The 14573-nt window shown below is 45.6% G+C and carries 13 protein-coding genes; 2 read left to right on the top strand and 11 right to left on the bottom strand.

What is annotated here, in order from left to right; translation table 11 throughout:
* Positions 1-78: 78 nt before the first annotated feature.
* Positions 79-1032 (top strand): hypothetical protein, encoded by a 954-nt coding sequence (locus BLQ13_RS24810; RefSeq protein WP_090924382.1) that lies wholly within the window; start codon positions 79-81, stop codon positions 1030-1032.
* Positions 1033-1148: 116 nt separating this feature from the next.
* Here the strand turns inward: BLQ13_RS24810 and BLQ13_RS24805 are convergent, their stop codons facing one another.
* Positions 1149-1346, bottom strand: a complete 198-nt coding sequence (locus tag BLQ13_RS24805; protein ID WP_090924381.1) for a YqzE family protein — start codon at positions 1344-1346, stop codon at positions 1149-1151.
* Between the two features lie 193 nt (positions 1347-1539).
* On the opposite strand from BLQ13_RS24805, the gene BLQ13_RS24800 reads away from it, so the two are divergent.
* Entirely contained in the window at positions 1540-2289 is a 750-nt protein-coding gene (locus BLQ13_RS24800; protein ID WP_090924380.1) for an N-acetylmuramoyl-L-alanine amidase family protein, read from the top strand.
* Here the strand turns inward: BLQ13_RS24800 and BLQ13_RS24795 are convergent.
* From BLQ13_RS24795 to BLQ13_RS24750, 10 genes are all read right to left on the bottom strand, one after another.
* A complete protein-coding gene (locus BLQ13_RS24795; protein ID WP_090924379.1) occupies positions 2264-3136 on the bottom strand; it encodes a divergent polysaccharide deacetylase family protein in 873 nt (290 codons plus the stop codon). The genes BLQ13_RS24800 and BLQ13_RS24795 overlap by 26 nt on opposite strands.
* Positions 3137-3248: 112 nt before the next feature.
* On the bottom strand, positions 3249-4055 hold the full coding sequence (locus BLQ13_RS24790) for a Nif3-like dinuclear metal center hexameric protein (protein WP_090924378.1): 807 nt from the start codon (positions 4053-4055) through the stop codon (positions 3249-3251).
* Positions 4056-4086: 31 nt separating this feature from the next.
* Positions 4087-4980, bottom strand: a complete 894-nt coding sequence (locus BLQ13_RS24785; RefSeq protein ID WP_090924377.1) for a carbohydrate ABC transporter permease — start codon at positions 4978-4980, stop codon at positions 4087-4089.
* 12 nt (positions 4981-4992) lie between these two features.
* Positions 4993-5916, bottom strand: coding sequence for an ABC transporter permease (locus BLQ13_RS24780; protein WP_090924376.1), 924 nt, complete (start codon positions 5914-5916; stop codon positions 4993-4995).
* Between the two features lie 81 nt (positions 5917-5997).
* Positions 5998-7533, bottom strand: coding sequence for an ABC transporter substrate-binding protein (locus BLQ13_RS24775; protein ID WP_090924375.1), 1536 nt, complete (start codon positions 7531-7533; stop codon positions 5998-6000).
* 197 nt (positions 7534-7730) lie between these two features.
* A complete protein-coding gene (locus BLQ13_RS24770; protein WP_090924374.1) occupies positions 7731-9344 on the bottom strand; it encodes a helix-turn-helix domain-containing protein in 1614 nt (537 codons plus the stop codon).
* Positions 9341-11122 carry a sensor histidine kinase gene (locus BLQ13_RS24765; RefSeq protein WP_244159454.1) on the bottom strand — a complete coding sequence of 594 codons (1782 nt, stop codon included), beginning with the start codon at positions 11120-11122 and terminating at the stop codon, positions 9341-9343. Before BLQ13_RS24765 ends, BLQ13_RS24770 begins: the two co-directional genes overlap by 4 nt.
* A gap of 112 nt (positions 11123-11234) precedes the next feature.
* Positions 11235-12050, bottom strand: coding sequence for an alpha/beta hydrolase (locus BLQ13_RS24760; RefSeq protein ID WP_090924373.1), 816 nt, complete (start codon positions 12048-12050; stop codon positions 11235-11237).
* Between the two features lie 27 nt (positions 12051-12077).
* Complete coding sequence (gtfA, locus tag BLQ13_RS24755; protein WP_090924434.1) at positions 12078-13547, bottom strand: sucrose phosphorylase; 1470 nt, start codon at positions 13545-13547, stop codon at positions 12078-12080.
* On the bottom strand, positions 13537-14514 hold the full coding sequence (locus tag BLQ13_RS24750) for a carbohydrate kinase family protein (protein WP_090924372.1): 978 nt from the start codon (positions 14512-14514) through the stop codon (positions 13537-13539). The genes gtfA and BLQ13_RS24750 overlap by 11 nt, the downstream gene beginning before the upstream one ends.
* Positions 14515-14573 lie beyond the last annotated feature (59 nt).

Below are 14573 nucleotides of genomic sequence, written 5' to 3'. Positions count from 1 at the left end.
TAACCGTTGAACCGACAGGTTGCAGCACCCTTTGCACCCCCTATCCTCTACAATGAAGTCAGGAAGAAGGTGTTTACGATGAAAAAACGGCCCCGGTCAAAACGACGAAATATCGGGCATTGCCTATCGGTCTTCTTGAGCATGATCATCTGCTTTGCTCTTCTCTCCATCTGGCCGACGACTCATGCAGCGGCACCAACTAACAGGTTTGCACCCGCTTCTGTAGAGCAATTCGCGCAACTGCAAGTGAGCGCACTTGGTACCTCCAATCCAGATTGGCTTGCAGCGAAGCTTGAATATTATCCATTAGGGCCAGGTAACCATGGCTGGTTTGTGCATGCCAGCATTCAGGACAAGCCCGTTGGATATATGATTATTTCCACAACTCCGCAAGGGGAGCTCCTTCTCAGTGAGTATGGTCAGGGAGAACAAGCACTATATAATAACGAGCTACTAGGACAGGCTCTGGAACGACAGGGTTTGAATATGAAAATATTACAAACTGCTGGTGATAAGATTACACGTCGATATGCTGCTCCTCTTTTGGCTTATTGGAAAGTGGAACGTGTAAATCATCCCGCGATGTACATTGATGCATCCAATGGAGACTTGTTGCCGGCTGATCGGTTAGAACGTGTAGAGACTGGCTCTGGAACGAAATTTTTCAACTTGAAGGAGTTGCAACAACAGATAGCCATACCTGAACCAACAAGATTTCATACGAGTCCTGTTATTCTACAGCCTGCTTTTGACCCTTCATCTCAACTAACCTGGCTGATATCTGAACCTCTGCAACCCTCTCAAGTGAAGCAACAGCTTCAGCAGAACCATAGTGAAGCCCTTGTCTTCTCAGCAGAAGAATGGAATCTGTTCTACGGTGGTCCTTTGCCAGTAAGCGGATACCAGATATGGAGTATTGCAAGTTCAACGTTTGATCTTTACGTTGGTCTTGGTGGTTTTAACTCCACACAACGCTTCATTCCCTTGAACAAACTTTTGCATGATGGACATTTCTACAAGATTAATCCTTAGCACATGCACTCATAATCTTTCTTATAACTCAAAATGATTCATAAAAAGACGCATCCTAATACAGGATTGCGTCTTCTTGAATTGGCACTCGTGTTCATCTTTTTTAAGGAAGCGGTTCAACTCTTCTCTGATCTTCGTTTTTTCTTGTCTACCCATAAGGATACCGCAAATGGAATCATGCCAAACCATTTCATGGACCAGGGTTCTTTCCTTCTGCTTTGTGCTCTCCGTTCCTTTCGCTCATCCTTCGGCGTGTCGATGTAATGTACCACACGTTGCGTAATATATTTAACCAGTTCATCACTTTTAGCCATATAGCAGCCTCCTCTTCTTCCGCACATTCGTGATCTAACGTTATCCCTATTGTGCGCAAGACGTGATTGAACTAAACATTTTTTTGTGCAAATAGCGTATGAAATGATCTAAAATGCACAGTCTAATGCCAAAGGTATCCATCCTGCCTCTCTTTTACTTCGACACCTACATCTTGAAGGAGTGTGTAATTCGATGCTTAAGCTAATACTGGCGATTTCTACAGTTCTGCTGGTCAGTGTTTATTCTCTTTCCGGTCTCTCTTACGCTTCCGTGCTGATTCGCCAGGACCCTTCTGCCAATCTGCCATCCATCATGCCCATTACCGACGGGGATGCTTATCGCTCAAGCCATCACGCTTTTGCAGCACCTGTTATCCTGCTGGATGTTGGGCATGGTGGTATTGACGGAGGAACATCCGAAGCAGGTGTTCTGGAAAAAGACATTAATTTAGCGATCAGTCAAAAGATATACTTACTGCTTCGCGGCAAAGGTTACACCGTCATCATTAACCGTCTAGGTGATTACGCACTTAGTGATGAGAACCGTTGGTTAAACAGTCGCTCACGTCACATCAGGGATCTCGCACAGCGCAAAAGCCTTAGTGAGGAAGTCAGCACCGATATCGTCGTTAGCATTCATGCCAACTGGAGCCCTCGTTCAGCTACGCACGGCCCGGTAGTGCTTCATCAGAAAGAGGGCCGAAGTTATCTGCTGGCACAATCGATCCAGGATGCCATGAACCAATTATGCGGTACACACCGTGAAGTGGTCTGGGGCAAACCGTTTTACATGCTAAATTATGTGAAACATCCGGCGGTCATTGTGGAGACCGGATTTTTAAGCAATCCAGCCGACCGGGCCAGAATCAGTGACCCGGCAGAGCAAAAGCGAATTGCCCAGTCGATTGCGGATGGTATTATTTATTATCTGTCGGTAGTGTAGGTGCGGCCTGCCAGTGCCATACATCCCTTACCATATCACCGATTCCTACAAACTGAACTTGATTCTGCAGGCGGGAGACCGACTCCCGTATCACTGCCGAAGTATTCATGCCTGTATGACCGACATGACCAATGACAACACAGCTTTTCTTCTCAACTGCTCGCTGAGCAGCCAAATCAAGTTGCTTGCGAATATGTGCCTTTGAATTTTGATCATCCAAAAAAATGTCATTGCCCACAGGCGGCATATTTTTGGCTATGGCAAGATCGCCAACCACGGAACGAAAATTCGTACGGCTATCCACAAAGAAGAGGCCGCGTTCCAGGCATACATCCAGTACAATGGACATAATGCGTTTATCCGATGTGATTTTAGAACCCATATGATTGTTCATGCCGATGGCATAAGGCACATCATCAATTGCCTTCTCAACCCGCTGGCGAACCTGCTCATCTGTCAGATTGGATGTAATTGCCCCTGGGCCAAGCCACTCCGGTTTTCCTTTTTTGGGTTCCATCGGCATGTGCACAATCACATCCATCCCTTTCTCATGTGCAGCAATTGCATCCTTCTTCGTTGTTGGCAAAAAAGGCATCACAGCCACAGTCAGCTTCACAGGCATATCGAGAATTTCTGCTGTGCCCTTCATATCGTTGCCCACATCATCGATGATGATGGCCATTCGATTGAACTGAGATGATGATGAAGCCGGCTCCGGTAACATGGCTGGCCTGGCAGAAACCCCAGTTCCTCCTGCTCCAATAACAGCTATGATGAAACACAGGAAGAACCGCATTTGAAACGTTATTTTAACCGAATATCCCTGTTTCGCTTGATTTCGTATCATATCCTGCAGCCTCCTACAAACGTGGTGTTCTCATTGTTTGATTTCAGACGCAGTTCTATGTAAGCTCCCTTTCCCAATTCATTCTAGGAACATCTGAATGTTGTTGATTGTGTTACAAATATAGGAACGGTTCTTTTGCATCGATAAAATGAACCGGAATATCCCCTACAAGCGGCTGTAACCATCCCGCCATATGTTTCATTCCCCATTCTTCGCTTCGTTCATGACCGATGACTAACATAGCCTTATTTAACCCAAGCATCGATGCATCATTAACATACGCACACAACGTCCATTCCGTGATTTCTCCGCAGATCATCACGTCCAGTTGCTGTTCTTTCATCAGTTCCATCGGCATCGATTCCTTGCCTAATCCCAGACTTCCACCTCCCACAAGGATTCCAATGCGGGAACATGTCATATCCGGGCTTCCCACTATTTGCAGTACATCCATCTTTAGCTTTTGCTTTAACTCATGAGCCAGATCAACAAGCCGCACGGGTTCAACTTCGTAGATCCACGGATAATCAAAATCGACCTGGTTTGACTCCCAGCCCAGCTCCCGAATTAGACCTGTGTAGATTCGATCTGGCTTCGCCATGTGCATATAATCATGATATCTCCAGATCGACATTCCGTAATCCTCAATAAGCTTGCGCTTGGCTTCATATACCGGATCTTGCTGTATCCAGTCGAGCTGATCTGCCCCGGTATAAAAGGTAGGCTCATGTGTAATAATCAGATTAGCTCCTGCTGCATGAGCCTGCCGAATAACCTCGACCGTTGCCATATACGTCGTCACAATGCCTGTCACTACAGTGTCCGCTTCTCCTGTAACAAGAACATCGCCCGTTGGTGATAGACGCTGATCTCCACAGGAATCCTGCATAACCGTCTCCATCACTTGCTGTACATTCACGTGGATTCCCCCTACAATTTTAAAATGGTTATCAACCTTTAACTGCACCCACAATGATACCTTTGGTCAGGTACTTCTGAAGGAAAGGAAATACGACCAGAATAGGCAATATACCGATAATCGCCATCGCCATGCGGACTGCCGTACTTGGCAGATCAGCAGCATTGGCCCCAAGCATACTGCTGGCCTGACCTGACTTGAGAAACTGAATGTTATTCATCAGACGAATCAGCATGTTTTGTATTCCATAGTACTGGGGCTTCGTAATAAAATAAAGGGCGTTAATCCAGTCATTCCAATACGCCAGTCCCATAAACAGTCCGACTGTTGCCAGTACAGGCACAGACAGAGGTAGCATCATACGGTAGAAAATACGGAGCTCTGAAGCTCCATCAATCTGAGCGGATTCGATCAATTCAACAGGTACATTATTTTTATAAAAATTTCGAATAAGCAGTACATAAAATCCATTCGTTAATAGATTCGGGATAATCAGGGCGGCCAGTGTATCTTTGATCTGAAAGTATTTCGTCCACAGAATGTAGGAAGGTACAATTCCTCCGCTAAACAACATCGTGAAAAATACAATGAACGCCAGCACATTGCGATATTTGAAATCCTGGCGCGACATCGGGTAAGCCAGCATGCTGGTAATTAATAGTCCCAATGCCGTTCCCAATGCAGTAACAAGAAAAGATACACCGTACGCCCGCACAAATGTAGAAGCAGAAGACCACATGTATACATAAGCATCTACGCTCATTTTTTCAGGAAAGAAACTGTAACCGTTACGAATTAACGAGGACTCTTCCGTAAAGGATGCCATGATGATCAGCATAAATGGTAGAAATGCCAGTAACGTAAACATAACCATAGCGACGATGGAAAACACATGAAAAGCGCGTTCACCTTTAGTTTGTATCACTCGTGTTTCCCCCTAAAATAATGCATTTTCAGGATTTACCTTTTTGACAATTGCATTCGCAGCCATGACCAAAATGAAACCCACAACCGATTGATACAAGCCAGCAGCCGCTGACATCCCAATATCATTGACCTGCATTAGCGCCCGGTACACATACGTATCAATGGTCTGCGTTGTGCTGTACAGCGCTCCGGCATTCATCGGCACCTGATAGAACAAGCCGAAGTCGGAGTTGAATATGCGCCCAATGGACATCAGGGTCAGTATAATAATGGTTGGCTTCAATAAAGGTAGCGTAATCATGCGAATCTGCTTGAGTTTGCCCGCCCCGTCGATCTTGGCCGCTTCATAGATACTTTTGTCAATCCCGGAGATAAAGGCGATATACACAATGGAACCGTAGCCAGCTGTTTTCCACAATTGTATAAACACGAGCAGATAGGGCCAATACTTGGCCTCGGAATACCAGTTAATCTCTGGAATACCAAGGGGTTTCAATATTGAATTGTTAATAAAACCGCTGTCTGCATTCAGGAAGGCAAACACGATATAGGACAGAACCACCATCGAAATCAGGTTAGGTAAAACAAGTCCCGACTGGAACAGCTTAGACCAAACGCTTTTTAACAATTCCGACATTAGAATTGCAATCAAGATCGACAGCATCGTCCCCAGTACGATAAACGCCAAATTGTATAACAAGGTGTTGCGAGTCATAATCCAGGCATCACTCGTCTGGAATAAAAATTTGAAATTATCAAAGCCTACCCAATCACTTCCGAATATGCCCTTGGCATAGTTCACATCCTTGAACGCGATAAAGATACCGGCCATTGGCAAATAATTGTTGATTAGAAAATATAACAGACCAGGAGCAGCGAGCAGCAGTAGCGGCAATGTTTTTCTGAGCCCTCCGGATTTGGTTTTCACAGTCATCGCTCCATTCTCATCCTTAATGCAAAGCGCTGCATTGCTTCTTAGCTATACAGCGCCCCACATTAAACGTTCATCCACGTTTTATTTCTTCTGCTGCGCGATCCACTCATCCAGCTGTTTCTGTTTGCTCGCAATAATATCCGAAGCTCCCGCATCATTTAATGCTTTTACGAATTGAGGAATCGTCACATCAGGATCAAGAACACCCGTTACAAGCGCAGGTAAAAATTGATTGACCACATTGGTAACAGCACTCATTTGTGTCTTCACTTCACTCGGATCAAAGATAAATCCGAAGTACGGTGAGCGCTCTGTCTCCTTGTTCTCCTTCAGTTTCAACTCCACATCCGACCAATTCACGCCCTCCAGCTGGTATTGCAATGATTCCGAGCCTACAATTCCCGTGCTCAGCATCGCTGTATACGGAACGGTAGATGCATCCATGCCATCCGGGAACTTCACATGATGCTCGTCTACTTTGACATAGTCCTCGCCTTCAATACCGTACAGAATCGTATTAATCAACTGCTGATCAGTATACAACATGTTCAGAAACTTGACGGAGCCTTCGGGAACCTTGGTTGTACTGGACACCATCCAGCTCACCAGATTAACTGCACCGGTATCAAAGTAGTACGGCACCAGACGTTTCATTTCGAGGTTTTTGCCCGTTTGTGCACTCAGCGCTTTAGCTGCTTCCATCCCGCTGTATCCGCCCAAGAAGGAAAAACCGCGCCCTGAAGCAATCGTATCGGAGAAAGAAATGGATGTCGTCGCGGCATCTTTCTCCAGAAACCCTTTTTCAAACCAATTTCTCATCATCTTGGTGCCCTGTTTGAATGCATCTGTGTCATAGAAATTTTGAACTTTTCCGTCATTACCTACAACCACACCAATACCGGTTGTATCTGACAGGAAATCGATCTTGTGCATCCCTTTAAGCGCCAGAACGAGATTGGTATCACTTGGATTCACATTGACTGGACCGAAGGGAATCACGTCTGGATGTTTTTGTTTGACTGACTCAAATACAGCCGGCAGATCATCCAGTGACGTCATTTGATCCGCTGTAAGACCGGATTCCTTCAGCATGTCGGCATTGTATACGATGTTGGTTGGCAGCGACATGCCTTTATTTACCGGAACACCGTAAATATGTCCGTCCATCGTGGTTGCTTCAAGCAGATTCGGACCAAAGTCTTTCTCCAAAATCTGCGTCAACTCTTTACCATATTGCGGCAATAGTTCCTCCAGTGGGTATAACTGATTTTTGGATGCATAGTTCGTGAATTGCCCCAACGTTGTGAACACATCCATTTGCTCACCACTTTGTAGTGCAAGATTTACTTTTTGAGCATAATCAGCCGGACCATATAGTCTGAAATCCACTTCAACCCCGATTTTCGGAACGGTAATGGCATTGATTGCGGCTGTAACTTTACTGATATCATCGGGAATACGGTTAAATGAAGGCATGGCGAACACCACTTTGTCCACCTTCTGTGAACCGTTCCCTTCTTGCGCACTTGAAGATGAAGATTCCGTTCCGCATCCCGCCAGAAGAGAACCGCAAAGCACCAGTGACAGCAGGGAACCCCATAATCTCTTTGTTTTCATCTTGCTTCATGACCTCCTTATGTCGTGCTTGTATTCGTTTTCATTTTATAAAATTGGAGCGATTACAGCTTTAACAAAAACGGTCTGTTTTTTCGTAAAAACGGTTTAAATTTTGCATCAGTTCAGTTAAAACAAAAACCCTGCTTCAAAATGAAGCAGAGTCGTACATTATGGGCAAATGTCCCTGAATTCCAACGTTAAACTCCATTTTTCTCCCGGTCATAACTTTGTCTGGATCTGTAGGCGTTGGGCGTTTCTCCTGTAAGCTTTTTGAAAACGGTAGAAAAGTATGAAATCGTTTCGTATCCGGTTTCCATCGCAATCTGTCCGATACTCAGGCGGCTTTCAATTAACATCAGTTTTGCCGCTTTAATTCGATAGTCATTCAGATATTCCTTCATCGTTAGTCCCGTTTCTTGTTTGAATACCTTCGCAAGATAGTCCGGCGTTAGAAATACACTAGCAGCCACTTCATCACGATTTAGATCCTTGGTGTAGTTGTCGTGTATATAACGCATCGCTTTATCGACGATGCCTTCCGAACGTTGACTTTCCTTAATCGTTTCGACTGTACGTTCTGTGACAAGGTGAGCCCATTTCATAAAATCAAAAAGGCTGTGCTCCGATTTAACATACAACTGCTGCGCAAGCTGATCCGTAAATAGCTGATGTGCCTGTACGTTTTTCTTAGCCAAAATCGCATAAACCACTTGAAGGAAATCCTCACGTATCACTTGCAACGTTTCAGCATGCAGCTGGTTTTTGGCAACGAGTTGTTCCAAATCTTTTTTCAACCGGTTCACAATCTGGGCTTTCTCCCGCTCGATAAACAAGCTGGTATACATCTCTGTATCCAGATCATATCGTTCCGGTTGTTCTCGTTGAAATACGGTATGCTGTCCATGAACTTTGCCTCGAAACATCACATTTGAATGATCCATGCGTTCCAGTTCTGTCTTTACACCAGACAGCTCGTTAATCGGTTTCGCCTCGCTAATATAACAGGTTCCCATACATTTCAAGTATTCATTCATCAATTGAATCAGCAATGTAGCTCGTTCTTCTAGTTGAACCTGGCTAGTATCATCTTCGTCCAAAATAACAGCAACATACAACATGCTATTTTTCTGATAAGAAACAATCCGGTCATACTCAAGTCGCAACAGCATAATTTCGGAACTGAGATTGGCAAATGCATATCGAAACGTACTTTCATTCCATTTTTCATCGATCTCGGATAAAAATACACTTGCAAGCACCAGCACATACGACTGCTCTGTCTTGATCGTCAGCTCCCGTTTAAGAATCTCCCCCTGAATCAGATCGAGCCGGGGCGAGATGGTAGACATCAGAATATCGGTCCAGAAGCTGGCCTCGACCAGTCCTTTATTCTTTAGCCACGCCATGCCGAATTTCTGATACTCTCCCATCTGCCTTCTCCACTTCAATCCACCCACCGCCTTCATGACAGCTGCCTCAAGCTTCTCCTGATTCAAGGGTTTGAGCAGATAAGAGTCCGCATTAAATGAAATCGCAGTGGAAGCAAAGTCAAAACTCTCGTGACACGTAAAAAATATAAATGCACAGTCATATCCTTGTTCCCTGATCCACTGAATCATCTCAATTCCCGAACCTCTCGGCATCTCAATGTCACAAATGACCAAATCGGGAATACCTGCGGCAAACAACGTCTGTGCATCCAGAACACAGTGAGCCTGTGATACTTCGTTAAAACCATATGCTGTCCAAGGGATAAGTTCTGTTAACACCTGAACTGTAGGGATATCGTCGTCAATCAACATGCACTTCATCCATTTCCCCCCACTCTAATGCTAGACTCAGAAATGGACACCGGAATCGTTTCGTTTGAAACAGGTATCCGTATTTTGATTTTGGCTCCTGAAGATTCCCCTCCGCTCGACAGCACCAGCAAATGATCCTGTTTGTATAATAACTGCAACGTTTTATGAATATTTGCGATGCCTACGTGCTCACCTTCATACCCTGCCCTTACGGATGTTTGGAATTGTTGAAGCCACGCTTGCGGGAATCCTTCACCGTTGTCCTCAATCACGATCTGAACATAAGCCCCATCATCTGCTGTCCGCTCCATGTGTACCCGGATAAAGATAGATAACATTTCTCCATACGTAAGGGCATGTTTGAAGCAATTTTCCACAAATGTCTGAATCAACAGTTGCGGAATACGAATATCACCCGCTGCCGCTTCCAGGTCCGTCATATAAAAGATCTGATCCGGGTAGCGAATTTCCTGCATACGAATGTAATTTTCAACATGCCCCATCTCTTCATCAACACTGACAAGCATCTGTTCCGCCTTGAACATATAACGGAGATGCTGGGATAACATCTGGATCATACGCCGAATTTCTTCATTCCGGTTTTGATAGGTGAGACTGGAGATGGTAGATATGGCATTCAGATAAAAATGAGGTCTGATCTGCATCTGTAACACTTTCAACTCTGCGCGACTCTTCTCAATTTTCTCTTCATAGGATTGAATCTTCAGATGTGTAATCTCATGAACCATCGATTGGAATGCATGGAACAGTTTCATAAATTCAAGCGAATATTCTCTGGAAGGAGGAGGGAATAACGTCTGTCCTTTTTCAACTTCTTTGGCAGCTCGGACCAATTCCAGGATCGGACGAAGCATCTCCTTGGTGATAAATCTCATGACAAGCGGCACGACGACCATGGAGACGACACCTAGCACGATGATCAGCCATTGAATTAATTTCAGTCCGGAAAATACACTTTGTTTCGCAACGATATTGGTCATATGACCGAATTCGGCAATCGGTTTGCTCACAAAAAGGTAACGACTACCCAGCTCCTGCTCGGTCGCTGCCAAATCCTTTGTTATTGTCATGACATTTCCACTGACCGTTGTCAGAATACGACCATCTTGACCACTTAACATAAATTGGCTGGCTGAATCTGCTTCCCGACTTGTGCGTGAAAGTAAATGATCAGCCTGAACAAACGTCCCAAAGCTCACTTCCCCGTACGTGATACATTTGAACAAATAAAATACGTCGTTCACTTGTACAATGCTCCACTGACCTTCCTTATGATCCTGTATCTGAATGTCCCGCCAGTTCTGGTGCTTCAAAAAGTCCGATAAAGCCAGTTTATTCGAGGAATTGATCCGATTGCCAAACAAGGTCAGCAGTCTTTCATCACGTGCAATTTGAACAAACATGCCATCGCTGGCATAATTATTTGTCATTTTGGACTTGAGCGCGTTGATCAGCCGCATTTCTTTAAAGTAGTCCCCTTCGTGACCAGAACGTATATATTGCTCCCCATAGTCCCTGGCGAAATCGGCTTGATTCTCGAACACCTCCATCAGGTCTTTGGCGTAGATATCCAGGTTATTATGAATAGATTCCGTGTAGATCGCCAGTGTGTGTTCCGAATTGCTAACGATGTGATTCTGAACCACTTGGAGCGAATAAATGTTGCTCAAAAGAAGAGCTGCGAAGAGAATAACCAAAATAACCGTGATCTGGGTGTACAGTCTGAATACGATGCTTCTGTTACGGAATAAGTATTTTCTCTTCATGCGTTCCCTCTTCTCTTGTCTTCCGTGCTTGACCGGATAATCAACCAGCCCCTGAACAGTCGCTGATGACACACGACCCCCCAGAGGCTTGGTACAGATCTATGATAAACGCTTATTCGTTAGGCCGTCTGCCCTGTCCTGCCCATTCCAGTGCAAGAGCGATATAGACATTCCAAAAATCCCAGTCATGCACCCCCGGACTCTCCGTGTAGGTCACAGGAACATGCTCACGTTGCAGGAAATCCCGAAAACGTTGATTCACATCCAATAAAAAGTCCTCGGTGCCGCAGGCCATATAAATGTCAGGGATCGACGCGCCCTTTTCCTTTAACTGCATCACCAAAGCTTCCGGATCTTTATCACTACCTTGCAGCTGGCTCAGATCCCCGAAAACCCGGCTGAAGTATTTATAATCCGCTACTCCGTCAGAGTAACCCGGCTGCGCATTCGCTATTTTGTAAGGTAGAATCGCCGAGGAGAGTGCAATGATGCCACCGAAATGCTCTGCATATCTCAGACCATTCCGGATCGCACCATACCCTCCCATCGACAATCCGCCGATATATGTGTCCTCACGGCGCATAGAGAGCGGAAATAACCCGCGTGTGAATTCCACCAATTCCTTGCCTACATATTGTCCGTAAAGATCACCCTTATCTTCATCATCCAGATAAAAATGATTTTCACCTGCCGGCATAAACACAGCGAACCGGTGCCGGTCAGCAAGCTCGCGAATACGCGAGAAGGTGATCCAGTCCCACTGGCTGCCAGAGTATCCATTCAGCAGGTATATAGACTTCAGCGGCTCCTGTTCGTTCGCTACTTCGGACTGACCCGGAATGACAGGCAAGTCTAAAGGTAGCAGAGCATTAAACGATACCTCTCTGCGCATGCTTTTTGAGAAAAAGTTCACCTGTACTGTAGCCATTTTAGCAATTTCCTTCCTGATTATGGTTTAGATCCGATAAGCTTCGAGATGCCCTGACGGGTCCGTGTAGTGTATCATGGATTGATACGTTTGGAGGTCAACCGTCAGACTGCACTGTTGCCCTTCCAGCTTCCAGTTCAGACAGAGCTGATTATCCGGAGAATCCAGAACGCTGAATTCGCCCTGAAAAGCCTGATGGCTGTTGCGGAAACGGATCAACTCCATAAGACGCTGCACCACTTTTTTGTCCAACTGCTGCTCGATATCATCCATTGTGTAATTCTGACGATTAATCTCTCGACCTTCACCCGTTTCGGCTACCCGTGCCAGATCATTCTTCCCAGCGAACAGTCCGACATAATAGACCTGGGGAATGCCTGGTACAAAAAACTGAATGGCACGCGCAGCCAGATAAGCATCATCATCCTCGTTCAAAGCACTGTAATATGTGCACCTGATCTGATGCACGTTGAAACCATCCTCTGACTTATGTTTATCTGACAGAATCAAGCTAAGGTTGGCTCCCCGCTCCAGACAGATATCCACCAGCCGCTGCGCCTCATCTGTGCGTATCAGTCCATCAAGGTCGGGCTTGACCGGAATGCCGTCATGACAGTCCAGCATGGTGAACTGATTGGCAGGTCTGTCCGCCAGATAATGACGTAATTCCCGGCTTGAGCGGTTGACTAACGTCTCCAGCACCCGGTATGGCAATATAAAATCATAAATCCAGCAGCCAAAATCGGCCAGTTTGTACTGTACACTGTAATGGGCGTGAACCTCCGGCAACAACTCGATCTCCAGTTCGTCCGCTAGTGACTTCACCCAGTCAAGGAAAACGTAAATATCCGGTTCAACAAAGAAACAACTGGTCCCCAACTTCTTTATAACATAGCCAACGGCATCCAGTCTCACAATTTTGACATTGTTACTTTTGAAGTTCTCAAAAAATGAACGCAGCAGTTGCTGTGTGATCGCCGCACGTATATCCAGATCAATCTGCTCTGAGAGGTCTGTTTTGCCAAACGTTGTCCATACCTTCTCCTCTTCACCGCTCTCATGGATTTTAAACGTAGAGTAGGGGGCCTCACGACGCAAAAACATCTGGTCAATATCCTTCTGCACAGGCACTCCATCCGTCCAAACCTTATCCAGAGTCAAGAAGAGATCGGCATATTCGGATGATCGGCCTTTCAGCAGAAAATCCTGAAAATAAGGCGACTGCTGTGAAATATGGTTAACCATCAGATCAACCAGTATATCCGTATGTTCACCAATAGAACGAATGTCGTCCCACGTACCAAAGGCAGGGTCAATCTCCAGATAAGTTAATGGAGCGAACCCGCGATCCCCTGATGAAGGAAAAGGAGGCAGAATGTGCACTCCCCCTGAAAAAAGACCAGCCAGTTCGTTCTGAAGCAAATGATTCAGTGTACTCAGATTGCCACCAAGCGAATCCGGATAGGTAATTAACTGAACCTGATTTTTAAGCAAAATGCTCCCCCTCTTCCAGTCCATACTGTTCTCTGATTGCCCCCAGAGCTGGCAGTTCTACAATCGCACCGTGATACTTCAATTTGTACGCGCTTACAGCAAAACCCGATTTTAATGCTTCCTGAACTGTGTAACCTTTTACCAGACCTGTATAGAACCCTGACCAGAACGCGTCACCCGCTCCTGTAGTATCTACAACCTTCGTTGCACAGGTCGCAAATTCCACTGTTTCTTGGCCATTCGAAACCAGTGCTCCCTCTTCACCTAACGTCAGAATGACCAATCGTGCCCCTAACGCTAGAAAATGTTTCAGATGTTCCTCGGCAGATGCTTCACCAAAAAGACGATCTGCATCATCCTTGGAAGGTTTAATGAAATCCACCTGCGGAATAATCGATTGCACATAAGCCGCACCATCTTCTCCCGGTTGCCAGATCATCTTATGGAAATTGGGATCAAAACCGATCAATACACCATGCTTCCTTGCTTCAACAATAACCTTTTCAATGGTTTCTCTGGCAGGTTGGCGAGATAACGGCCAGCAAGAGAAATGAACGATTTTGGAATTGCGAAGCCATTCCACGAGAGTTGCCTCAAATGATAGTTGAAAATCAGCCGCCCGATAGAAAATCGGGACAGGTGTACCCTTGCTTTTGCTAACAACAACCATGCTTGTCGCTTCATTAACGCGCCGAACCCCGCGAGTATCCATGCCTGCTTCATTCAGACGATTCAGCAGAAAAGTGCCGAATCCGTCCTCCCCTACAGCTGAGACGATATGCGAACGGATACCCAGCCGATTGACATTAATGGCAATGTTGGAGGGTGAGCCTCCAACAAAACGCGTATACCCGTCAGAACCCAGATGATCACCATATTCATTCGATATCATGTCTACTAACAGTTCCCCTATGGCCAAGAGATCATTGAAGCGATCCTCCAGTTTCATCCGTTCATCCAGCCCAATCATCCTGATTCCTCCCTAAACCAATCACGGTATTCATTCAAAAAGCCGTCACCTGACTGACA

The sequence above is a fragment of the Paenibacillus polysaccharolyticus genome (genome assembly GCF_900102085.1).
Taxonomy (GTDB): Bacteria; Bacillota; Bacilli; order Paenibacillales; family Paenibacillaceae; genus Paenibacillus; species Paenibacillus polysaccharolyticus.
Note: the sequence above shows the minus strand (reverse complement) of the source record. Positions and strands in the feature narration are given on the sequence as shown.

What these genes read in the sequence shown, in the direction of transcription:
- BLQ13_RS24810 (WP_090924382.1), top strand. Translation starts at nt 79, where the DNA reads ATGAAAAAACGGCCCCGGTCAAAACGACGAAATATCGGGCATTGCCTA.
- BLQ13_RS24805 (WP_090924381.1), bottom strand. Translation starts at nt 1,346, where the DNA reads ATGGCTAAAAGTGATGAACTGGTTAAATATATTACGCAACGTGTGGTA.
- BLQ13_RS24800 (WP_090924380.1), top strand. Translation starts at nt 1,540, where the DNA reads ATGCTTAAGCTAATACTGGCGATTTCTACAGTTCTGCTGGTCAGTGTT.
- BLQ13_RS24795 (WP_090924379.1), bottom strand. Translation starts at nt 3,136, where the DNA reads ATGATACGAAATCAAGCGAAACAGGGATATTCGGTTAAAATAACGTTT.
- BLQ13_RS24780 (WP_090924376.1), bottom strand. Translation starts at nt 5,916, where the DNA reads ATGACTGTGAAAACCAAATCCGGAGGGCTCAGAAAAACATTGCCGCTA.
- BLQ13_RS24775 (WP_090924375.1), bottom strand. Translation starts at nt 7,533, where the DNA reads ATGAAAACAAAGAGATTATGGGGTTCCCTGCTGTCACTGGTGCTTTGC.
- BLQ13_RS24770 (WP_090924374.1), bottom strand. Translation starts at nt 9,344, where the DNA reads ATGAAGTGCATGTTGATTGACGACGATATCCCTACAGTTCAGGTGTTA.
- BLQ13_RS24765 (WP_244159454.1), bottom strand. Translation starts at nt 11,122, where the DNA reads ATGAAGAGAAAATACTTATTCCGTAACAGAAGCATCGTATTCAGACTG.
- BLQ13_RS24760 (WP_090924373.1), bottom strand. Translation starts at nt 12,050, where the DNA reads ATGGCTACAGTACAGGTGAACTTTTTCTCAAAAAGCATGCGCAGAGAG.
- BLQ13_RS24750 (WP_090924372.1), bottom strand. Translation starts at nt 14,514, where the DNA reads ATGATTGGGCTGGATGAACGGATGAAACTGGAGGATCGCTTCAATGAT.